The organism is Nonomuraea diastatica (assembly GCF_004349015.1).
GTDB classification, from domain to species: Bacteria; Actinomycetota; Actinomycetes; order Streptosporangiales; family Streptosporangiaceae; genus Nonomuraea; species Nonomuraea diastatica.
Genome location: NZ_SMKP01000053.1, coordinates 18,269 through 39,974, shown reverse-complemented (window position 1 = coordinate 39,974; position 21,706 = coordinate 18,269). Strand labels below are relative to the sequence as shown.

The window sequence follows — 21,706 nt, the reverse complement described above, 5'->3', positions numbered from 1 at the left end:
CAGCCGGGTCAGGCCTGTTCCTTGTAGTAGCGGGCGGCGCCCGGGTGCAGCTCGACCGGCGCCACCTGCTGGCCCAGCTTGACGTCGAGCTTCTCCGCCTCGGGGTGCACGGCCGTCAGCTCGGCCTTCTTGGCGAACAGGGTCTTGGTGATGTCGTACGCGAGCTGCTCGTCCATCGAGTCGGGCACCAGCAGCAGGTTCGCGATGCCGACGGTCTTGATGGCGCCGGACAACTTGTAGACGGACGTGTCCACGTCGAGCGGGACGTACTGCTCCCCGTACGTCGCGCGCATCTTCTCCAGGACGTCGCTGGTGTCGAGCAGCTTCATGTCGGGCTTGCTCGTCGCCAGGTCGGTGATGCCGGCCGTGGGCAGGCCGCCGACCCAGAAGAACGCGTCGATGGTGCCGTCCTTGGCCGCCTGCACCGACTCGTTGATGGACAGCTGCTGCTTGGTGATGCCGGAGTCGGGGTTGACGCCGGCCGCCTCCAGGATGCGCCTGGCCACGACCTGGGTGCCGGAGTTGGCGGGCCCGAGCGAGACGCGCTTGCCCTTCAGGTCGGCGACCTTGGCCGCTTCGACGCCGGGGGCGACCACGACGTGCGCGTAGTTGTCGTAGATGCGGGCGATGGCTTTGATGGGCTGTTTCGCGGTGAAGGTGTCCTTGGCGTTGACCGCGTCGGCCGCGGTGTCGGCCTGGGAGAAACCGATGTCGGCCTTGCCGCTGGCGAGGAGCTTGATGTTCTCGACCGACGCGGAGGTGACGGACGCGGTGGCCTGGGTGTCGGAGATGTTGGACGACAGCTGCTTGGCCAGGCCGCCGCCGTAGACGTAGTAGACGCCCGTCGTGCCGCCCGTGGCGATCGACAGCCGGTTGCCCGAGCCGCCGCCCGCGCCTCCGCCGCAGCCCGCCACGGTCAGGACGGCCGCTGCGACTATCGCAAGAATCCGCTTCACGCTGGGTCCCTTCTCCTTCTTCTGACCAGATGCACGGCGGCGGCCACGGCCAGCACGGCCAGACCGGCGACGATGGGGACGGGCTGGAGGAACAGCAGCAGCACCGCGGCGACGAACGCCAGCACCCGCTCGAACCAGCCGGACAGGCCGCCCATCGCCATGGCCAGGGCCGCCACGGCGACGGCCGATACGGCGGCCATCAGCAGCACGGTGCCGATCGGCCCCTGCCCGAGCAGCGCCTGCCCGTTGGGCGTGAGCACGAAGGCGAACGGCACCAGGAAGGCCGGCAGCGTGTAGCGCCAGGCCATCATCATCGTGCGGTACGTGTTGCCGCCGGTGATCGCGGCCGCCGCGACCGCCGACAGCGCGGTGGGCGGGCTCACCTCCGACAGCACCGCGTAGTAGAAGACGAACATGTACGCCTCGGCCTGGGTCACCCCGAGCGCGGTGAGCGCCGGGCCGATGATGACCGCCGCGATGATGAAGCTCGCGGTCACCGGCACGGCCAGGCCCAGCAGCATGACCGCGACGGCGGACATGAGCGTGGTCAGGATCAGGTGGCCCGCCGCGAAGTCCACGATGATCGCGCTGAGGTTGAGGCCCAGGCCGGTCTGGGTGATGACGCCGACGATGATGCCCGCCGCCGCGCACACGGCCGTCACGGGCAACACCTCCAGCGCGCCCTTGGCCAGCGCCTGCCCGATGCGTTTCGGGCCCATCCGGTGCTGCGGGTCGAGGAAAGACAGCGCGAACGCGACCGCTGTGGCGATCACCACCGCCTGGAACGCCGACCGGTCGAGCGCCATCAGCACGATGATGAGGATCAGCGAGCTGAAGTGGTAGCCGAAGCGCAGCAGCAGCCGGCCCGCTCTGGGCGCGTCGACCGGCACGGCGTGGGTGCCGAAGCGGCGCGAGTCGATCTCGATGGCCAGGAAGATGCCCAGGTAGTAGAGCAGGGTCGGGATCGTCGCGTACAGCAGCACCTCGAGATAGCCGACCCGGAGGTATTCGGCGATGATGAACGCCGCCGCGCCGAGCGTGGGCGGCGACAGGATGGCGCCGATGCCGCTCGCGGCCAGGATGCCGCCGGCCGGCTCCCTCGGGTAGCCGGCCCGCTTGAGCACCGGCCAGGCGACGCTGCCGAGGCTGACCGTGGTGGCCACGCCCGAGCCCGACACGGTGCCGAGCAGGAAGCCCGCGGTGGCGACGGTGCGGCCGGGGGCGGAGCGGGACCTGCGGAAGGCGGCGAAGCTCAGGTCGATGAAGAACCGGCTCGCGCCCGAATAGTCCAGCACGGCGCCGTAGATGGTGAACAGGATGATGTAACTCGCGGCCACCTGCATCGGGACGCCGAAGAAGCCTTCGGTGCCGGTGTAGAGCTGCGAGACGATCTGGCTGAGGTCGAAGCCCCGGTGGCCGATGGTCCAATCAATCGGCAGATATGCCCCGTAATAGGCATAAATCAGGAAAATGACGCAGATGATGGCCAACGCCATGCCGACGGTCCGGCGTACCGCCTCCAGCAGCAGCACCATCAGCGCCAGACCGGCCACGATGTCGAGGTCCGTCAGCGCCGCGCCCGAGCCCCGGTTGCGGAAGTCGTCGATCGCGGCCAGCGGATAGACCAGCACGGCCAGCGAGGCCGCGGCCAGCACCCAGTCCATGACGCTCGGCCGCTCGGACCGCAGCGCGCCGGCCCCGGCCTGGAACTTGGCCTCGGACGGGCGCACGTCGGGGGCCTCGGACGGGCGCGCGCCGGTCCCGGTCTCGGCTCCGGTCTCGGGCACGCCGTCGGCGGAGAGGTCGGAGACCTCGGGGGCGCCGGCGCCGACCGCGGCCAGGCGGTCATCGGCCCGGCGGCGCCGCGTCCGCCACCTCAGCCGCAGCAGCCACATCCTCCGCCGCAGGTAGTCCGACGTGCCCGAGCGGTAGCAGACGAACACCAGCGGCAGCGCCACGGCCAGGAACGTCATCCGGTGCTGCAGCGCCTCGACCGGCCGGAACACCACCACCAGCGCATAGACCGACAGCAGCCCGCCGAGGATCCACACGCCGAGCCGCAAGGCCCCGCCGAGCTGCCGCGCCGGGCGTTCCTGTTCGTGCGCGGAAACCAGGTCGGCCTCACGGTCGCTCAGCTCGGTCAAGTCGTCCTCCCGACAGGGCGCGTTGCAGGGACTTTACGAGTCCCTTACTTGATCTGGGAAGAGGCCGTTACCTATTTGGTTTCCGTTATCAGTACAAGGGACGCGAATCGGCCGCCAGCCGCTCGACGGGCACGTCACCGGCCTGGCTGCCGTCCCGCCGCCGCACCGCGACCCCGCCGTCCGCCGCCTCGCGCGGCCCCACGACGAGCTGGTACGGCACCAGCCGGTGCGCCCGGATCCTGGCCCCGAGACTGCCCCGGCCGGCGGGCGCCAGCTCCGCCCGCAGCCCGGCGGCCAGGCACCGCCGCAGCACCGACTCGGCGGCGGGCAGCTCCGCGTCGGACAGCGGCAGCACCACCGCCTGGACGGGCGCCAGCCAGGCGGGGAAGGCCCCGCCGTGCACCTCGATGAGGTGCGCGACCAGGCGCTCGATGCCGCCCACGACGCTGCGGTGCACCATGACGGGCCGCGCGCCGCCGGCGTAGCTCAGGTCGAAGCGCTCCGGCTGGAAGTAGTCGACCTGGACGGTGGACAGGGTGGCCTCGCGGCCGGCCGGGTCGGTGATCTGGATGTCGATCTTCGGCCCGTAGAAGGCGCCTTCGCCCCGCCCCTCGTCGTAGTCGCGCCCACGTTCCTTCAGCACCTCGCGCAGCACCGCCTCCGACCGCGCCCACATGCCGGGGTCGTCCACGAACTTGTCGCCGTCGCCCCGCAAGGACAGCTGGTAGCGGGCGGCCCGGATGCCGAGCTGGGCGTGCGCGGCCTCGATCAGGTCGAGCGAGGCCGACACCTCGGCGGCGGCCTGCTCGGGAGCGCAGAAGACGTGGCCGTCGTTGAGCTGGATGGCGCGCACCCTGGTCAGCCCGCCGAGCACGCCGGACAGCTCCGAGCGGTACATCCCGCCCAGCTCCGCCAGGCGCAGCGGCAGCTCCCGGCGGCTGCGCCCGCGCGAGCGGTAGATGAGCGCGTGGTGCGGGCACAGGCTGGGCCGCAACACGAACTCCTCGCCGCCCACGTTCATGGGCGGGAACATGTCCTCCGCGTAGTGCGCCCAGTGCCCCGATCGTTCGTACAGCTCGCGCTTGCCGAGCACGGGGGAGTTGACGTGCTGGTAGCCGTTGCGGCGTTCGAGCTCGTAGACGTAGTCCTCGATGGCCTTGCGCACGGCCGCGCCCGCCGGCAGCCAGCAGGGCAGGCCGGAGCCGATCAGCGGGTCGGTGTCGAAGATGCCCAGCTCGCGGCCGAGCCTGCGGTGGTCGTTCATGATCGTCCTTTGCGTGGAAAGGGCGAACGACCGCGTTCCCGGGCGTTCGCCCGGGAAGCATGGAATCAGCGCGCCGGGACGAGGTCCGGCGTCGTCGTGACGAGAGCGCGCTGCATGCGATGACCATAACATCCGGCGCGGGGTGAAGGAAACCTTCACGAGAACCTCAAGGAATGGCAAATGATATAAAGAGGCCGTGGCCGAGATCACCCTGGACGTCCGCCAGCTGCAGGTGTTCGCCGAGGTCGGCTACCAGGTCGCGGGCGGTGGCGGCGCGTGCGCCGCGATGGCGGCGCTGCGCCGCGTGGTCCCGCTCGACGCCTACGAGTTCGTCGCCTTCGATCCCGCCACCGGGCGGCACCAGAGCGTCGTGTCCGACGGGCACCCGCGCATCGACCGCGACGCGGCGGAGGAGTACGCCGGGCTGGATGCCTATCGCAGGGCCCTGGCCACCAGAGCGCCGGTCGGCATGCCCGAGCCGGGCACCGAGCGCTATTTCCGGCGCCATCTGGCCCCCTACGGGTGGCGGGCCGGGCTGACCGCGCCGCTGTTCCTCGGCGGCGGCCGCTACACCGGGCTGCTGCACCTGGTCTCCCGTGACGACTTCCCGCGCCGCACGCAAGCGCTCGTGGCCGCCGTGAGCCCCATGCTGGCCCACGTCACCGACCTGACCCGCTGCGTGATCGACCCGGTGGGGCTGCCGGCCGGCTTCCGCGCGGTCGCCTTCGACCGGCTCGGCATCCGGCGCGAGGTGCCGGGGCGCGAGGTCTCGCCCGCGCTGCGGGACGACCCGGCGATGGCCGCCTTCGCCCGCGCGTTCATCGACTCGCGCGAGCTGAGCAGGCACGGGCTCTGGCTCGACGGCGCCGGCGGATGGCACGAGCTGCGGCTGCTCAGGGCGGGCGTCGGGTTCCAGGGCGCGCTGCAGGGCGCCATCGCCGCCGAGCGCCCGTGCCCGCTGCCCTACGACCTCACGGGCCGGGAGGTCGACGTGCTCACCAGGGTGGCCGCGGGCGACTCCAACCCGCAGATCGCCGCCGCGCTCGTGCTCAGCGTCCGCACGGTCACCACCCACCTGGAGCACATCTTCGCCAAGCTGGGCTGCGACAGCCGCACCCGCCTGACCACCAAGGCCCTCGCCGAGGGCCTGTGCCGCCTTGACGTGCGGGGTGCGGCCGGGAAGTAAAGAAGTGGCGATCGCCCGGAGCGCGTGGAAGGGTGATCGCCGTGCATGACGACGTCTACCGCTACAACCAGGAACGCTGGGAAGCCCTGGTGGAAGCGGACGCCTTGTTCACCCGACCCATGCTCGACCTGGACGCGGAGCGGGCCCGCAACTATCTCGGCCTGGAGCGGCTGGGCCTTCCCCGCGATCTGGCGGGCGGGAGGGTGCTCTGCCTGGCGGGAGGAGGCGGGCAGCAGTCCGCGGCCTTCGCCCTGCTCGGAGCCGACGTGACGGTTCTCGACATCTCGACGGGGCAACTGGCGCGTGACCGATCGGCCGCCGAGCACTACGGCGTCGGCATCCGCACCGTCCAAGGGGACATGCGAGACCTGTCGGTTCTCGGCGACGCGTCGTTCGACCTGGTCTGGCATCCGTACTCGCTGACGTTCGTCCCCGACTGCCGGATCGTGTTCCGCGAGGTCGCGGGAGTCGTCGAGACGGGCGGCCACTACTACCTGATGTGCGCCAACCCGTTCTTCTCCGGCCTCACGCACGAGTCGTGGAACGGGGAGGGCTACACGCTCAAGCAGCCCTACACGGACGAAGCCGCGACCTGCTACCCCGACCAGGACTGGGTCTACGACCGGACACCGTCAGGCCGGGTCGTCCGCGAACCCAGGGAGTACACGCAGACGCTGAGCCGGATCGTCAACAACCTGACCCGGGAGGGTTTTCTGCTGACGCTGCTGTCCGAGGTCCGCGGTGAGCGCGACGACGCGGAGCCGGGCGGCTGGGAGCACTTCATGACGGTGGCGCCGCCGTGGCTGGAACTGGTCTGGCAATACCGCCCAGGCGTGCTCGGAAGCTAGACGGCCAGTCCCGCGGGCACGCGGCCCTGGAGCAGCTCGAACCAGACGGTCGTCGAACCGTGCTCGCGGGTGAAACCCCAGCGGTGGCTGAGCGCCTCGATCAACGGCAGGCCCCGGCCGCTGGTCGCCCGCGCACTCGTACGGCACACGCAGGGAGGCCCCTCCGACCCGGCGTCCGCCACGAACACCCGCACCAGCGTGTCCGAGCGCGTCACGGTCACCGTGAACGACCCCCCGGCGCCGGACCGGCTGTGCAGCACCGCGTTCGTGGCCAGCTCGCTGGTCAGCAGCACGACGTCGTCGTGGAGGGGGTGATCGCGGCCGAGCGCGTCCGTCACGAGGCTCCTGGCCCTGGAGACCTGGGAGGGGCTCCCCGGCAGCCGGGCCACGAGATCATGGCCGGCGGGCGGATCACTCTCCTCGGTCCCATCGACCCCATCGACGCGGTGCGAGTCCGGCGGTGCCACGGCGACCTCCCCCAAATCCGGTGACTTTATGAGACGCGCCAGACGGGTGCTGGAGATTATCGCGAAAAGGTAGGAATGGGCTTTCCCAAGGTCGGCTGCGCTCCCTCCGGGGGCGACCGAGTACGCTGCGATCGACGAGTCGTCTAGGCCCATGGGGGAGCGCAGCGTGCGAGGAGGTGGCGTGAACAGCCTGGATGCCGTCTGGGTGCGCCCGTACGACCGGCCGGGTGCGGCGGTCGTGACCGGCGTCTTCGACATCCTGCACGTGGGCCATGTGCGCTATCTGGGAGCGGTGGCCGAGCGCGGGCTGCCGCTGGTCGTCGGCGTCGAGGACGATCCGCGGGTGCGTGCGTGGAAGGGCCCCAGCAGGCCGCTCAACCCGGCGGCGGAACGCGCCGAGGTGCTGGCCGCGCTCCGCTTCGTGACCGGAGTGTTCATCGTGACGGGGCCGCCCGAGGCGCACGGGCCTGAGGACTACATCGACCTGCTCGCCCCGATGCGGCCGGGCGCGCTCGCGCACACGGCGGGCGACCCGCACGCGGGCGCGCGGGCCGCCGCAGCGGCGATCCTGGGCACGGAGTGCTGGGAGATGGAGGCCATCCCCGGCCGCTCGACCACCCGCATCGTGAACGCGGCAGGAAAGGGCTGACCACCGGACGCGGGCGGGGCGCAGGCTGGACGCGGGCGGGGCGCAGGCATGTCGCCGGGGCCGCGCGCCATGATCGCGTAATCTTGGCTGTCATGACGGGTGACCTCGTGGCGAGACAGGTGACCAACCTGCTGGCACCGCAGGTGCTGGTCATCGTCATGCCGCCGCTCGTGGGCCTGCTCGCGCAGGGCTGGAGCGGGGCGGCGTGGGGCCTGGTCGCCTCGGCGTTCTGCGGTGGAGTGCCGGCGGCGGTGATCGCGGTCGGCGTGCGCTCGGGGCGGCTCGACTCGCACCACATCGTCGACCGCGACCGCCGCACGCGCCCGTTGCTGGCCGCGGTGGCAGCGGTGCTGGTGGCGCTGGCGCTGCTGGTCCTCATGGGCGCGCCGACGCTGCTCGTCGCCACCGTGACCGCGATGCTGGCCGCGCTGGCGGTGACCGTGCCGATCACGCTGCGCTGGAAGATCTCCTTCCACGCCGCCGTCTGCGCGGGCACGGTGGTGGTGCTCGCGCACGTGCTGCCCTCCTGGCCGGCCGCGGTCGTCGGCGCCGCCGTCGTTGCGCTGGTGTGCTGGGCCAGGGTGCGCCTGACACACCACACCTGGCCGCAGGTGGTGGCGGGCACGGCGGTGGGGGCGCTGGTGACGTGGGCCACGCTGGCCGCGTTCGGCCTGGGATGACCGCGGAATAGCGGGGTGCCCGCGGCGGTTGCCGCGAGCATGGATGCCACGAAACGCGGCCGGGTACGCGTCGAGCGCACAGCCAAACGGGTGCGGACCTACCTCGGCGGCCGGGCGGTGGCCGACACCGCCTCCGCCCTGCTGGTGTGGGAGGTCCCCTACTATCCGGCCTACTACTTCCCGCTGGCGGACGTCGACGAGTCGGCGCTCATGCCGGCCGGCACGGCCAAGCACTCGCCGAGCAGGGGCGACGGCCTGGTGCACACGGTCGCCGCGGGCGCCAAGGAGGCCCCCGGCGCGGCGCTGGTCTACCGCGACTCCCCGCTGGAGGAGATCCGCGGCCACGTGCGCTTCGAGTGGGACGCCATGGACGCCTGGTTCGAGGAGGACGAGGAGGTCTTCTTCCACCCGCGCGACCCGTACACCCGGGTGGACATCCTGCCAAGCTCGCGGCACGTGCGGGTCGAGGTCGACGGGGTGACCGTGGCCGACTCCCGCAACCCGCGCATCCTCTTCGAGACCGGGTTGCCCGCCCGCTACTACCTGCCGAAGACGGATGTCCGGCTCGACCTGCTGGAGCCCACGGGCACGGTCACGCACTGCCCGTACAAGGGGTCGGCCGAATACTGGTCGGTCAACGGCAAGGAGGACCTCGCCTGGTCCTACCGGACACCGCTGCCCGAGAGCGAGCGGGTCGCCGGGCTGATCGCCTTCTACGACGAGAAGCTCGACATCTACCTCGACGGCGAGCTGCAGGAGCGTCCCAAGACCAAGTTCGGCTGAGGTTGACAGATCACGACCTCGTACAACACCGTTTCACTATTCGAATAGTGAAACGGTGTTGTAGTGATCGAGTTCCAGCTCGACCGCAGGTCGGGGGTGTCGACCTACCTGCAGCTCGTCCACCAGGTGAGGCAGGCGCTCAGGCTCGGCACGCTGCGGCCGGGTGACCAGCTGCCGACCGCGCGCGAGGTGGTCGAGCGCCTGGCCATCAACCCCAACACCGTGCTCAGGGCGTACCGGGAGGTGGAGCGCGAGGGCCTGGTCGAGGGCCGGCCAGGCATGGGGACGTTCGTGCGCCGGGGGATCGCGGGGCCGACGCTCGCCGAGCACACCCGCTTGCGGCGCGGCCTGGAGGAGTGGGTGCGCGAGGCCCGCGCGGCCGGGCTCGACCACGACGACCTGCGGGCGCTGTTCACCGTGGTCCTGGCCGACGCCGCGAAGGAGGGGGCGGCATGAGGCCCGCGCTCGAGGCGACGGGGCTCGGCGTGCGTTACCGCCGCACGTGGGCGTTGCGCGACTGCTCGCTGGCGGTCCCGGCCGGGCGCGTGGCCGCGCTCGTGGGGCAGAACGGCGCGGGCAAGTCCACGCTCATGCACGCCGCCGTCGGGCTGCTGCGGCCGGCGCGGGAGCTCGACCATGGGGACATCGTGTCCGAGGCGGGAGCCGGGCGGCTCAGGCGATCAGGCGGGCGAGCACCCGGGTGCCGAACTCCAGCCCCTCCACCGGCACCCGCTCGTCCTTGCCGTGGAACATCCCGAAGTAGTCGAGGTCCGGCCGGAGCATGAGCGGCGCGAAGCCGTACCCCTTGATCCCGATCCGCGCGAACGACTTCGCGTCCGTGCCGCCGGCCATCACGTACGGCACAGGCCGCGCGAGCGGGTCCTCCGCCATGAGCGAGCCCGCCAGCTCGTCGAAGAACGCCGACGGGTACGGTGCGGCGGGGGCGTCCTCCAGGTTGACGAACTCGCGGGTGATCTTCGGCCCGAGCAGCGCGTCGATCGTCTCCAGGAACTCGTCCCGCAGGCCCGGCAGGTAACGCCCGTCCACGTGCGCCCCGGCGGTCGAGGGCACGACGTTGACCTTGTAGCCGGCGTCCAGCATCGTCGGGTTCGCGGAGTTGCGGATCTGGCCCTTGAACAGGCTGCCCAGCGGGCCCAGACGGACTGCCTCCTCGTCCAGGCGGTCGACGTCGATGCGCTGCCCCGTGATCTCCGACAGGTTCCCGATGAGCGCCGCGACCGACGGCGTCAGGCGCACCGGCCACTGGTGAGCGGCCACCCGCGACAGGGCGTGCGCCATCGTCGCCACCGGGTTGTCCACGGCGGGGCGGGACCCGTGACCGGCCACGCCGCGCGCGGTGAGCCTCATCCAGGCGGTGCCGCGCTCGCCCACCGCGATCGGGTAGACCCGGTGCTCGCCGGAGGCCACGCTGAAGCCGCCCGACTCGCTGATCGCCTCCGTGACGCCGTCGAACAGCTCGCGGTGCTCGGTGACGGCGTGCCGCGAGCCGAAGTCGCCCGTCGCCTCCTCGTCGGCGAGGAACGCCAGCACCAGATCGCGTTTCGGGCGCACTCCCCGCGCGGCCAGGTCGAGCACGGTCGCGAGGGTCATCGCGCACGAGCCCTTCATGTCGACCGCGCCCCGGCCGTACACGCAGTCGTCCACGATCTCCCCGGAGAACGGGTGCATCCGCCACTCCGCCGGGTCGGCGGGCACGACGTCGAGGTGGCCGTGGATGAGCAGCGCGTCGGGGGAGTCGCCGTCGATCCGCGCCACGACGGTGGTCCGCTTCGGCGCCGACTCGAACACCACGGGATCGAGGCCGGCGTCGGCCAGCAGCGTGGCGACGTACTCGGCGGCGGGCCGCTCGCCCGAGCCCGGGTTGGTGGTGTCGAACCTGATCAGATCCGAGCAGATCTCGGCAACGCTCTTCATGCTCTCCCCTTAAGCGTCAACGGCGGCACCTCGGGCGTCTCCAGGTCGAAGAGCAGCCCGTAGAAGGCCAGCTCGGCCTCCAGCACCGCGACAATGGTCTCTTCCCTGCGCCAGCCGTGCTGCTCGCCGGGGAACGTCAGCAGGGCCCACGCCTTGCCGTGCCGGTCCAGCTCGGCGGCGAACCGCTCCGCCTGCCCGACGTCCACGATCGCGTCCTCCAAGCCGTGCAACATCAGGCACGGGCCCGACGCGCGGGCGGCGTTCAGCAGCGGCGAACGCTCGGTGTAGCGCTCTCGTGTCTCGGGCAGCGGGCCCACGAGGCCGTCCAGATAGCGGGACTCGAAGTCGTGCGTCTCCGCGGCCCAGCTCTCCGGGTCGGTGATCGCGTAGTGCGCGACCCCGCCCGCGAACACGTCGCTGTGGACGAGCGCCGCCACCGTGGTCCAGCCCCCGGCGCTGCCGCCGCGGACGGCGATCCGCGACGCGTCGGCCCGGCCCAGCTCCACCAGGCCACGGGCCACCTTGGCGCAGTCCTGCACGTCGACCACGCCCCACTGGTGGCGCAGGCGCTCCCGGTAGGCCCGGCCGTAGCCGGTCGAGCCGCCGTAGTTCACCACGGCCACGCCGATGCCCCTGCTGGTGAAGTAGGCGATCTCCAGGTCGAGCACGATCGGCAGGTGCCCGGTCGGCCCGCCGTGCACGAAGATCACGTACGGGCTCGGGCCGGTGGTCCCCGACGGCGGGTAGAGGTGCGCGTGCACGTCCTCGATCGTCATCGCCTCCGGCGTGGGCAGCAGCTCCTCGTCCGGCAGCGGCTTGGGCGCCGACACGATCTCGTACGCGCCGTCGAGGTCGACCAGCGCCACCTCCAGCGGGGTGTACGGCGTCGCGCGCACCGCCGCCGCCTTGCCGCCCGCCACCGACACGGTCGAGGACCAGTGGGTGGCCGCGCCGCCGATCTCGCGCAGGCCGCCGGTCTCGGGGTCCAGCACGCCCAGGCGGCGGCGGTCGGCGGTGCCGTACACGACGACCAGGTCACCGTCGTCCGCGAGCGCCAGGTATGTCATGCCCGGCTTCCACGCCGCGCCGCCGAACTCCAGCTCCATCGGCGTGAGGTTGCGGCACGGCGCGCCGTCGGCGGGCACGAGATGCACGTTCCACCAGCCGGTGGGGTCGGTGACCGCGTACAGAGCGGTGTCGTCGCGCCACTCGGCCTGGGCGACCGACTCGCGCGGGCCGCCCGCCACCACGCGGTGCGGGCCGGCCGTGCCGTCCGCGCGCAGCTCGGCCACGCAGAGCTCGGTGCCGTCCCAGGGCATGTTGGGGTGGTCCCAGCCGATCCATGCGACAAAGCGGCCGTTGGGTGATATCCGAGGATTCATCAGGAAATGGTGGGCTTTGACGATGACTCTGGTCCGGCCGCCCTCCAGCGGCACCGCCACCAGATCCCGCACGTTCTCCGTCTCCCTGACCGCCCACACCTCCTCGCGTCCCGGGGGCAGGTACAGGTCCGCGTAACGGTACGTATCCACGGGAGTGATCGCCACCGGGTCCTCACCCGCGTCGAGGCGGTAAAGGCGCTGGTCGGCCCAGTTGGTGAAGACGAGCCCGCCGCCGGGCAGCGGCCGCCAGGAGCGGCCGCCGTACTCGACCACCCGGTTGCGCGCGTTCCAGCCGGGCGGCAGGACGTCCACGCGGGAGCCGTCAGGGAGGCGGCGCACCACACAGCGCCTGCCGCCCTCATGCGGGCGCGGCTCGTCCCACCAGACCTCGGTGCCTGAGGGCGTGGCCACCGCCTCCACCCACTGAGGGCCGCCGTCGGTACGGGCCACGTCGATCGGTCGAATGCTCATGAAGTCACCAATTGCCATTCGTACAGGGAGGAAGGGGACGGTCGGGTGGGTGAAGGATGTACACGATGCCGCCGCTGCCGCCGCTGCCTGGGCTCCTGAGCCACACACGCTCGAACGCGGCCCGCGGATAGACCCGGCGGACCTCGGCCCCGGCGGGCGCGGCAGGGTCGTTCACGACGACGTCGCCCGCGGCGGTGAAACCCGTCACGACCATGATGTGCCCGTTCGTGGAGTAGCCGGAGCCGGGCAGCTCGTGCGCCTTGAACGACTGGGACGTGATCACGGGGATCCCGGCCCGTACGAACCGCTCCAGCTCCGCCGCCGACCGCAGCCGCGTCACGAAGCCGGCCAGCCCGAACCGCCCCGCGTACGCGACGTTGAACGGCCAGTTGCCGGTGCCCTGGTAGCTCTCGTCGTACACGCCCATGGCCGCGTGGTCCACCATCGGGGCGGGGTCGTCCGCCCCGACCCAGGCCAGCTCGCCAGGGCCGGGGCCGCGGCCCCAGAAGCCGAGCACCATGGCCACCGAGGCGGGGCTGCACCAGTTGGCGCCGCCGCCGTCCCAGCGCAGGTGGTGCCCGGCGTGCGCGTACTGCGAGTGCCGGGGCACCGCCAGCTCGACGGCCCCCGCCCCGCCGCCGGCGTCCGGCCCTGCGTCGGCGTCCGGCCCGGCTTGAGGGTCCGGCCAGGCGTCTGCGTCCGGCCCGGTGGCATCGACCGTGCCGCCGTCGGCGCCAGGCCCGCCGACAGTGCTCGGCGGGAGCGGGTGCCGCGGCAGGGCCGAGGCCATCACGCCCAGGCCGGTGACGCGGGCGCTCTCGCCGTGTCGGGTGACCCGCAGCTGGTAGGCCACGACGGGACGCCTGGCGACGAACGTGTCCACCGCCACGTCGCCGTCCCCGTCGCCCTGGCCGGGCACCGAGGTGCGCGGGTCGCCGTGCTCGGACCAGCGGCCCATGACGTACCACTTGGAGCGGGCGCCGGACGCCGTCGTGGCGCGCAGCGCGATCTCGATCCACGTGCCCGGCGGGGTGCGAGCGGTCCACGAGGGGACGAGCTGCGTGGCGGCGAACCCGATCGGGTGCTCCTCACCGATCCAGGTGCGCGGCCCCCGGTCGGGCCTGCTGCCGGATCCCCGGCCGGGCCACCCGTCGGGCACCGCGAAGCGGGCGAAGGCAACGGGGGACGGGTCGACGGTGAGCACCACCCATATTGTGGTTTCGCACTCCATGTCGCACATCGGATGGTTTACGTACCGGCCCGGCCGCGCCGCCTGGTTCGCGTACCGTGCCCGCGCCGCCCCTCCAGGACGGGCGGAACGGCGCCGGGATTGGGGACGCCGCACACCTGCCTGTCCTGAGCGGGTGCGCGGGCCCCGCGGTCAGAGGTACAGGCCCGTGGAGTCGTTGTCGAAGGAGTGGGGGATCTCCCGGCCCGCGCGGCGCGCGTACAGCTCCGCGAGCGTCGCCCCCGACGGGCCCACGCCCTGCGACGTGCCGAGCCACGCGATCGCCTCGTCCCTGCTCAGCGGCCCCACCTCGAGCTGCGCCAGGCAGCGGCCCGGGCGTACGACGGCAGGGTGGAGGCGGGCGAGGTCTTCGTTCGTGGTGATCGCCACGAGCACGTCGCGGCCCTGGCCGAGCAGGCCGTCCGTCAGGTTGAGCAGGCGCGACAGACCCTGACCCGCCTGGGCCTTGGCGCCGGCGCTGATCAGCTCGTCGCAGTCCTCCAGGACGAGCAGCCGCCAGCGCTGGGCGTCCTCATCGGTGTCGTAGCCGACCGCCACCTCCATCAGGTAGCCCGGCTCGTTGAACAGCCGCTCGGGGTCGAGCACGCAGTCGACCTGGCACCAGTCGTGCCACTGCTTGGCCAGCGTGCGCAGCAGCGTGGTCTTGCCGGTGCCCGGCTGTCCGTGCAGGAGGATGAGCCGGCCGTTCACGCCGGACGGCGTGACGGACATCAGCCTGTCGAGGGACGCGCGCACCTTGCCGGAGTAGTTGGCGCTGATCTCGTCCCACGTCTGAGCCGTGATCGGCCGCTCGGAGCGGGTGCCGCCGTGCGTGCCGCGCCACCAGAAGCCCATCTCGACGTGGTCGACGTCAGGCATGGCCTCTTCCGCGCCGTCGATGGTCTCGTGGAGCACCGACTTGGCCAGCTCCTCGCTCACCGCCGTCACGCTGACCGTGGCCGTGCGGTCGCGGTGGCGCACGACGCGCAGGGTCCAGCCGTCGCCGCTGATGAGCCGCGACTCCGGGCCGTCCTCGACCCGCGCCGTGCGCAGCACGCGGCCTTCGGCGGGGCTGAGCGTGGCCTCAGGGCGTACGCGGTCCAGATTGGCCAGCCGGGACCAGGGCTGCGCACCCGTCGCGAACGGCGACAGCGCCAGGGCGTCGATGAGGTCGATGGCGGAGTCGGCGTCGTCGATGCTGATGTTCATCGGGAGCTCTGAGGCGTCCGGGCTGGGGAACGGCACCTCCCTGATCACTGACATATCGGTAATGATCTCCGCAGGGTCGTCGGATGTCGAAGGGTTTCCGGGAGGAGAAGTGGTCATTCCTTGTTGAGGGTACCCGTCTGCGAGATGAGACCGAGGCCGGGAACGTCGCGCCAGGTATAGGCGAGCGAGTCGCCCTCCAACGCCAGCACGATGGTGCCGGGGACACAACCGCCCTCGTTCTGGCCCAGGGCGAAGGTCAGCCGGGCCTCCTCCACCTCGGTCAGGGTGATGGTGCCCCGGCAGTCGTCGTCGCCGTCGCGTTCGCGCCACCTGGCGGTGGACTCGCCCTCCTTCAACTCCACCGTGTTCTCGTTGTCGTCAGGGTCCATCGGGTTGGTGCTGGTGGTACGGCCCGTCCAGACGCCCTCGAAGCGGGCCGGGATCCGCAGACCCTGGCCCGGCGAAGGCTCGGACCCGGTGGGTGTAGCGCCGGCGGAGGCGGTGCTTGATCCGTCCGGTGACGGGCTGTCCGACGGCCCGGTCGGGGACGGCGTGCCGGCGGGCGGCGACTGCGTGGGAGGGGCGGCCGTGGGCGAGCGGTCGCCCTCCGCGAGCGGGGGGTGTATGAACAGGGCCGTGGTGGTGGCCGCGGCGGCGGCGACCACGACCGCCACCGCGCCGAGCAGCAGACCACGTCTGCGGGCGCGCCGCGTCTCGCCCGTGGTCTCCGCGCTGCTGAGCGGTCCCGTGGGGCCGGTGCGCGATGACGGGCCGGCGGAAGGTGCTCCCGAGCCCGCGGGCCCCGTGGGCGGTCCGGCCGGGTGGCCGGGGGTGACCAGGGACACCATGAGCTGCTGCGCCGAGGGACGGTGCGCGGGGTCCTTGGACAGGCAGGACGCGATCACCCCGCGCAGGCGCGGCGGCAACGGCGACAGGTCCGGCTCCGCGTGCAGCACCCGGTGCAGCACGGCGGGGACGGTGTCGGCCCCGAACGGGCTCGTTCCCGTGGCCGCGTACACCATGGAGGCGGCCCACGCGAAGACGTCGGAGGCCGGAGCCGCGGGAGTGCCGTTGATCTGCTCGGGCGCCAGGTAGGCGGGCGTGCCGATCAGGCCGGAGGTGATGGTCGCCGTCCCCTCCGCCCTGGCGATGCCGAAGTCGACCACCCTGGGCCCGTCGGGGCCGAGCAGCACGTTGGACGGCTTGAAGTCGCGGTGCACGATCCCGGCCGCGTGGATGGCGGCCAGCGCCGTGGCCGTGCCCACCACCAGGCGCTCCAGGTCGCCGCCCCGCAGCGGGCCGCGCTCGCGCACCCGGTCGGACAGCGAGGGGCCTTCCACGTATTCGCTCACCACGTAGGGCCGCGGCCCGCCGGTGGAGACGTCGAGCACCCGGGCCGTGCAGAAGGAGGCGATGCCCGCCAGCGCGTCGAGCTCCCGCGCGAGCCTGGCCCTGGTCTCGGTGTCGCCGGTGTTGAGCAGCTTGACCGCGACCTGTTCGCCGGAGGGGGAACGGGCGAGGTAGACCACGCCCTGCCCGCCCTCGCCGAGCCTGCAGTCCAGGCGGTAATCGCCCAGCGACGCCGGGTCGTCTGGTGTCAGGGGGGTCACCATGGGCGATACGTTACCGTCGTCACACACACGGCAAAGAGCCCATCATCATGCAGATGCCAAGATCCACCGGTACTTTAGACCGTTGGGTCAATTCACTCCTTACGCGGAGGTATCAGGGGAAGTGTCGAAGATCACGTTCCGCGAAAGGACGCGGTACTGGTTCGACAACACCATGTCCAGAGGGACGGCATCGCTGATCGGCTGGCTGGCCCTGGTGTCGGTCGCGCTCCTCGTCGTGGTCACGGTGCTGACGCTCTGGCTCGCGCCCAACGAGCCGGAGGGCGTGACCGGTCCCGGACACGTGCTCTGGGTCGCGCTCATGCACGCGCTCAGCCCCGGCAAGATCTCCAGCGACGAAGGCTCGACGGCTTACATGACGGTGATGTTCGTCGGCTCGCTCGGCGGCATCTTTATCGTCAGCATGCTCGTCGGCCTGCTCTCCAACGGGCTCAAGCAGAAGGTCGACCGCCTGCGCAGGGGCCGCTCCCGGATCGTCGAGTCCGGCCACACGGTGGTGCTCGGCTGGTCCGACCAGATCTTCACGATCGTGGCCGAGCTGGCCAAGGCGCAGGCGAGCCAGCGCAACTCGGTGATCGCCATCCTGGCGGAACGTGACAAACTGGAGATGGAGGAGCAGATCCGCGAGCAGGCCGGCGACCTGGGCAAGACGCGCATCGTCTGCCGCACCGGGCGGCCCACCGAGCCGCACGACCTCGACCTGATGAACCTCGCGGCGGCCCGGTCGGTCGTCGTGCTCTCGCCCGAGCGTGAGGACCCCGACGCCCACGTCATCAAGATCCTGCTCGCGCTGGCCAAGCGCGATGGCGTGCACCCGCCGGCCGTCGCGGCACTGACCTCCAGCCGCAACATCGCCGCCGCCCGCCTGGCCGGCGGCCAGGAGGTGCACCTGGTCGACTCCGACGACACCGCGTCCCGGCTCATCGTGCAGTCCTCGCGCCAGTCCGGCATGTCCGTGGTGTGCATGGACCTGCTCAACTTCGACGGCGGCGAGATCTACCTGCGCACCCCGAAGAAGCTCGTCGGCGTCACGTACGGCGAGGCGCTGCACGCCTACCAGACCGCCTCCGTGATCGGCCTGCGCCGGCCGTCCGGCGTCGTGCTGAACCCGCCGGGCGACACCGTCATCGACGCCGACGACCAGGTCATCGTCATCGCCCACGACGACTCCCACGTCCGCCTGGCGGCCGGCATGCCGTCCGTCGAGGACGGCGCCATCGTCGAGTCGGAGCGCACGCCCGCCGAACCGGAGCGCACGCTGCTGCTCAACTGGAACGGCAGGGCCGAGCAGATCGTCCGCTACCTCGACGGCTACGTCGCCCGCGGCGCCGTCCTGGAGATCGCCGCCGACCACCCCAAGGCCGGCACCGGCCTGGCCGGCCTGCGCAACCTCACCGTCAACGTCAAGGACTGCGACACCACCGACCGCTTCGCCCTCGAATCGCTCGGCGTCGGCCTCTTCCAGCATGTCATCGTGCTCAGCGACGACCGTTTCGACCCGCACCACTCCGACACGCGCACGCTCATGACGCTGCTGCAGCTCCGCGACATGCAGAGCGCGCTCGGCGAGCACTACTCGATCGTCAGCGAGATGCACGACGAGAACAACCGCTCCCTGGCCGAGGTCACCGAGGCCGACGACATCGTCATCAGCGACACCGTCATCGGCCTGCTCCTCGCCCAGCTCGCCGAGAACCGGCACCTGGCCGACGTGTTCGGCTACCTGTTCGACTCACGCGGGTCGGAGATCTACCCGCGCCCCGCCGGCTCCTACGTGAAGACGGGGGCGAAGGTGTCGTTCTCCACGGTCGTGGAGTCCGCCCGGCGCAGGGGCGAGACGGCCATCGGCTACCGCAAGAACACGGCGAGGAACGATCCGCCGCACTACGGCATCGTCCTCAACCCGGACAAGACCGAGCCCATCGTCCTGGAGGAGGCGGACTCGGTGATCGTCCTCGCCGAACGCTGACCCCCGCGCCCTGGTGGGTTAGCGTGTGCCCGTGAGGACCATTGACTGGGTGGACGGCGCGGTCGAGCTCGTGGACCAGACGCTGCTGCCCGACAAGTGCGTGTTGCTGCGCATCCACACCGTGGACGAGCTCGTCGACGCCATCGGGCGGCTGGCCGTGCGCGGCGCCCCCGCGCTCGGCGTGGCCGGGGCGCTGGGTGTCGTGCTGGCCGGCGGCGACCCCGGCCAGATCGCCAGGCTGCGCGCCGCCAGGCCGACCGCGGTCAACCTCGCGTGGGGGGTCGACAAGGTCGCCGCGCACCTGCCGGAGGGCCGCGATGCGGTGCTCGCCGCCGCGCTGCGCGTCCGCGACGCCGACATCGCCGCCTGCCGGTCCATGGGGGAGCGCGGCGCCGACCTCCTCGACGGCGACCGGCTGCGGATCATGACCGTCTGCAACACCGGCGGGCTCGCCGCCGTCGAACGCGGCACCGCGCTCGGCGTCGTCCAGACGCTGCACGAGCGCGGGCGGCTGGCCGAGGTGCTGGCGCTGGAGACCCGGCCGCTGCTGCAGGGCGCCCGCCTCACCACCTGGGAGCTGGCCAGGATGGGCGCGCCGCACCGGCTCATCGCCGACTCCGCGGGCCCCTACCTGCTGGCCAAGGGCGAGGTGGACGCCGTGCTCATCGGCGCCGACCGCATCGCCGCCAACGGTGACACCGCCAACAAGATCGGCTCGTACGCGCTCGCGCTCGGAGCGGAACGCGCCGGGGTGCCGTTCGTGGTGGTCGCGCCCGAGTCCACGATCGACCAGAACACCCCGTCCGGTGAGCAGATCGCGATCGAGGACCGGGGCGAGGACGAGATCGTGGCCATCAGAGGGGTGCGCGTGGCACCGGAGGGCACGCGCGCGGTGAACCCGGCGTTCGACGTGACACCGCACGACCTCATCACCGCGATCGTGACGGACCAGCGGGTGATCCGCCCCTGACCAAATCCCCCATCTCCAGGACCTGTCCGCGCCACCCGCGTTACGCTCGGTCGTCACCGACAGCGACCCCCGGAGCTCACCTGTGGCCATCGACCTGGTATCAAGGCGCGACTGGAACGCTCGCGCGCCACGCGGCGACTACACGCAGCTCGACTCCACCAAGGGTGTGAAGGTCCACTACACGGGTGGCAGGGTCGACCCCGGCATCGCCTCCGACCACAACGCCTGCACGGCCTTGGTGCGTTCCATTCAAGGTCACCACATGGACGGCAACGGCTGGATCGACATCGGCTACTGCGTGGACGAGAAGACCGAGATCCTCACCCGTCAGGGGTGGAGGTCCTACCGTGAGCTGCGTCCCGGCGACATCGCGCTGACGCTCGACCACGGCACCGGCATGTCGGAGTGGCAGCCCGTGGTCGAGGTGTGCGTGTTCCCCGCGCGGGAGCGGGAGATGATCCGGATGGAAGGCGCCGGCCACTCCTCGTTGACCACGCCCCATCACCGCTGGCCGGTGGAGCGCCGCCGCCGCGGCCCCGGCCCCGTACGGTGGAGGGGGCCGGGCGCGAAGTGGCTTCCCGCCGGGAGGACGGGCCGGACGGTCACCCTTCGTGAGCGCCTGTGGGTGACCACCGAGACCATCGGCCACGACGACCGCATCGCGATCGCGGCTCCCTGCGCCGACCTGCCGGCCGAGCCGAAATGGTCGGACGCCTTCGTGGAACTGGCCGCGTGGTTCTGGACGGCGGGGGTCGTCGAGCGCACCCCTTCTCAGGGCGGCGTCGCGATCCACCGGCCGCCGGACGACGAAGCGCATCTCGCGCGCATCCGTGCTGCGCTCCACGGGGTCTTCGGCCCTCCCGCCGATCGGCTCCGCCGGCGGGGGAGCGATGGTCCCCGATGGCGGGAGACGACCACGGGCGATCGTGTCGCGTTCCGTCTCCCGGCCGGCGCGGGCCTGCGGCTGCATGAGGTGGCACCCGGCAGGGTGCCCGCGCTCGACTTCCTGCTCTCCCTGTCGGGGGCGCAGCTCGCCCTGTTCGTGGAGACCTCCCTGGCGGCGGGTGACGCCGGGCCCGATGGGCTCGTGCGGACGGACCGGGCGGCGGCGGAGGCCTTCATGGTCGCCGTGCTGCTGTCAGGGTCGGGGGCGTCGCTGCACCGCGTGCCGCCGGTCGGTGACACGGAGACGGGTGGGTGGATGGTCTCCGTCGGCAGTCGGCGGCACGTCGTGCCGCGGCCGGCCGCACAGCGCGGCGACGCCGGCCTCACCATCAGGAAGGAGACGTACCACGGCCAGATCTGGTGTCCCAGGACCGAGAACCAGAGCTGGCTGGCACGCAGAGACGGGACCGTCTACTTCACCGGCAACACCATGATCGCCTGCCCGCACCGGAAGGTGTTCCAGGGGCGCGGGCCGCATCATCTGCCCGCCGCCAACGGCCCGGGGCTCAACTCCGGCCACTACGCCGTGCTCGGGCTGGTGGGCAACACGGGGCTCGTGCAGCCGCCCGACGGCGTCCTGCACGCGATCGTCGACGCGATCGAGCACCTGCGCGGACGCGGCCGCGCGGGCAAGGAGATCAAGGGGCACCGCGACGGCTACGCCACCGACTGTCCCGGTGACCCGCTCTACGCCTGGGTCAGGCGTGGCGCCCCGCGTCCCGGCACGCCCGCGCCGCCGGCACCCTCGACGCCGCCGTTCCCCGGGCGGCTGCTGAGGTACCCTCCGGTGACGCGCGGTGAGGACGTGCGGACGTGGCAGGCGCAGATGCGCAGGCGCGGCTGGGACATCGACGTGGACGGCGCGTACGGTGCTGAGTCGCGCGATGTGTGCCGCAGATTCCAGCGCGTGCAGGAAGTCGACGACGACGGGATCGTGGGCCCGATCACGTGGCGGCTGACGTGGGAGGCCCCGACCAGCTGATCCCGCG

General features: G+C 71.9%; 19 protein-coding genes. 10 read left to right on the top strand and 9 right to left on the bottom strand.

What is annotated here, in order from left to right:
- Positions 1-8: 8 nt before the first annotated feature.
- The 3 genes from E1294_RS19905 to thrS form a co-directional block, all read right to left on the bottom strand.
- A complete protein-coding gene (locus E1294_RS19905; protein ID WP_132510205.1) occupies positions 9-956 on the bottom strand; it encodes a TAXI family TRAP transporter solute-binding subunit in 948 nt (315 codons plus the stop codon).
- Positions 953-3,100, bottom strand: a complete 2,148-nt coding sequence (locus E1294_RS19900) for a TRAP transporter permease (protein WP_220447830.1) — start codon at positions 3,098-3,100, stop codon at positions 953-955. The genes E1294_RS19905 and E1294_RS19900 overlap by 4 nt, the downstream gene beginning before the upstream one ends.
- Positions 3,101-3,188: 88 nt before the next feature.
- Positions 3,189-4,496, bottom strand: a complete 1,308-nt coding sequence (gene thrS / locus E1294_RS19895) for a threonine--tRNA ligase (RefSeq protein ID WP_132510203.1) — start codon at positions 4,494-4,496, stop codon at positions 3,189-3,191.
- A gap of 64 nt (positions 4,497-4,560) precedes the next feature.
- Here thrS and E1294_RS19890 point away from each other — a divergent pair, with 64 nt between their 5' ends.
- The gene (locus E1294_RS19890) at positions 4,561-5,550 is read left to right on the top strand and encodes a helix-turn-helix transcriptional regulator (RefSeq protein WP_132510201.1); all 990 of its coding nucleotides are present in this window, start codon (positions 4,561-4,563) and stop codon (positions 5,548-5,550) included.
- 41 nt (positions 5,551-5,591) lie between these two features.
- On the top strand, positions 5,592-6,398 hold the full coding sequence (locus E1294_RS19885; protein WP_132510199.1) for a class I SAM-dependent methyltransferase: 807 nt from the start codon (positions 5,592-5,594) through the stop codon (positions 6,396-6,398).
- On the opposite strand, the gene E1294_RS19880 is transcribed toward E1294_RS19885, so the two are convergent.
- Positions 6,395-6,865: an ATP-binding protein gene (locus E1294_RS19880; protein WP_246083128.1), complete on the bottom strand. Its 471-nt coding sequence runs from the start codon at positions 6,863-6,865 to the stop codon at positions 6,395-6,397. The two genes, E1294_RS19885 and E1294_RS19880, sit on opposite strands and share 4 nt — an antisense overlap.
- 151 nt (positions 6,866-7,016) lie before the next feature.
- Between E1294_RS19880 and E1294_RS19875 the strand changes: the two genes are divergently transcribed.
- The 5 genes from E1294_RS19875 (at position 7,017) to E1294_RS57245 (ending at position 9,762) form a co-directional block, all read left to right on the top strand.
- Positions 7,017-7,514, top strand: coding sequence for an adenylyltransferase/cytidyltransferase family protein (locus E1294_RS19875; protein ID WP_425465213.1), 498 nt, complete (start codon positions 7,017-7,019; stop codon positions 7,512-7,514).
- Positions 7,515-7,606: 92 nt separating this feature from the next.
- On the top strand, positions 7,607-8,194 hold the full coding sequence (locus E1294_RS19870; protein ID WP_132510193.1) for a hypothetical protein: 588 nt from the start codon (positions 7,607-7,609) through the stop codon (positions 8,192-8,194).
- 39 nt (positions 8,195-8,233) lie between these two features.
- Positions 8,234-8,977, top strand: a complete 744-nt coding sequence (locus tag E1294_RS19865; RefSeq protein WP_132510191.1) for a DUF427 domain-containing protein — start codon at positions 8,234-8,236, stop codon at positions 8,975-8,977.
- 63 nt (positions 8,978-9,040) lie between these two features.
- Positions 9,041-9,433, top strand: a complete 393-nt coding sequence (locus E1294_RS19860) for a GntR family transcriptional regulator (protein WP_132510189.1) — start codon at positions 9,041-9,043, stop codon at positions 9,431-9,433.
- 89 nt (positions 9,434-9,522) lie between these two features.
- A complete protein-coding gene (locus E1294_RS57245) occupies positions 9,523-9,762 on the top strand; it encodes an ATP-binding cassette domain-containing protein (RefSeq protein ID WP_281284457.1) in 240 nt (79 codons plus the stop codon).
- Here E1294_RS57245 and E1294_RS19850 read toward each other — a convergent pair.
- From E1294_RS19850 to E1294_RS19830, 5 genes are all read right to left on the bottom strand, one after another.
- On the bottom strand, positions 9,650-10,912 hold the full coding sequence (locus E1294_RS19850) for a M20/M25/M40 family metallo-hydrolase (protein WP_132510187.1): 1,263 nt from the start codon (positions 10,910-10,912) through the stop codon (positions 9,650-9,652). The two genes, E1294_RS57245 and E1294_RS19850, sit on opposite strands and share 113 nt — an antisense overlap.
- Positions 10,909-12,765 (bottom strand): prolyl oligopeptidase family serine peptidase, encoded by a 1,857-nt coding sequence (locus E1294_RS19845; RefSeq protein WP_246083127.1) that lies wholly within the window; start codon positions 12,763-12,765, stop codon positions 10,909-10,911. Before E1294_RS19845 ends, E1294_RS19850 begins: the two co-directional genes overlap by 4 nt.
- A gap of 4 nt (positions 12,766-12,769) precedes the next feature.
- The gene (locus E1294_RS19840) at positions 12,770-13,996 is read right to left on the bottom strand and encodes a C39 family peptidase (protein ID WP_246083126.1); all 1,227 of its coding nucleotides are present in this window, start codon (positions 13,994-13,996) and stop codon (positions 12,770-12,772) included.
- A 150-nt stretch (positions 13,997-14,146) separates the two neighbouring features.
- Positions 14,147-15,256, bottom strand: coding sequence for a DUF5925 domain-containing protein (locus E1294_RS19835; protein ID WP_132510185.1), 1,110 nt, complete (start codon positions 15,254-15,256; stop codon positions 14,147-14,149).
- Between the two features lie 59 nt (positions 15,257-15,315).
- A complete protein-coding gene (locus tag E1294_RS19830; protein ID WP_132510183.1) occupies positions 15,316-16,815 on the bottom strand; it encodes a serine/threonine-protein kinase in 1,500 nt (499 codons plus the stop codon).
- Positions 16,816-16,936: 121 nt separating this feature from the next.
- On the opposite strand from E1294_RS19830, the gene E1294_RS19825 reads away from it, so the two are divergent.
- The 3 genes from E1294_RS19825 (at position 16,937) to E1294_RS55910 (ending at position 21,699) form a co-directional block, all read left to right on the top strand.
- The gene (locus E1294_RS19825; protein WP_132510181.1) at positions 16,937-18,802 is read left to right on the top strand and encodes a CASTOR/POLLUX-related putative ion channel; all 1,866 of its coding nucleotides are present in this window, start codon (positions 16,937-16,939) and stop codon (positions 18,800-18,802) included.
- Positions 18,803-18,833: 31 nt separating this feature from the next.
- Positions 18,834-19,772, top strand: a complete 939-nt coding sequence (mtnA, locus tag E1294_RS19820; protein WP_132510179.1) for an S-methyl-5-thioribose-1-phosphate isomerase — start codon at positions 18,834-18,836, stop codon at positions 19,770-19,772.
- Positions 19,773-19,854: 82 nt separating this feature from the next.
- Positions 19,855-21,699, top strand: a complete 1,845-nt coding sequence (locus E1294_RS55910; RefSeq protein WP_246083125.1) for a peptidoglycan-binding protein — start codon at positions 19,855-19,857, stop codon at positions 21,697-21,699.
- Positions 21,700-21,706: the final 7 nt, after the last annotated feature.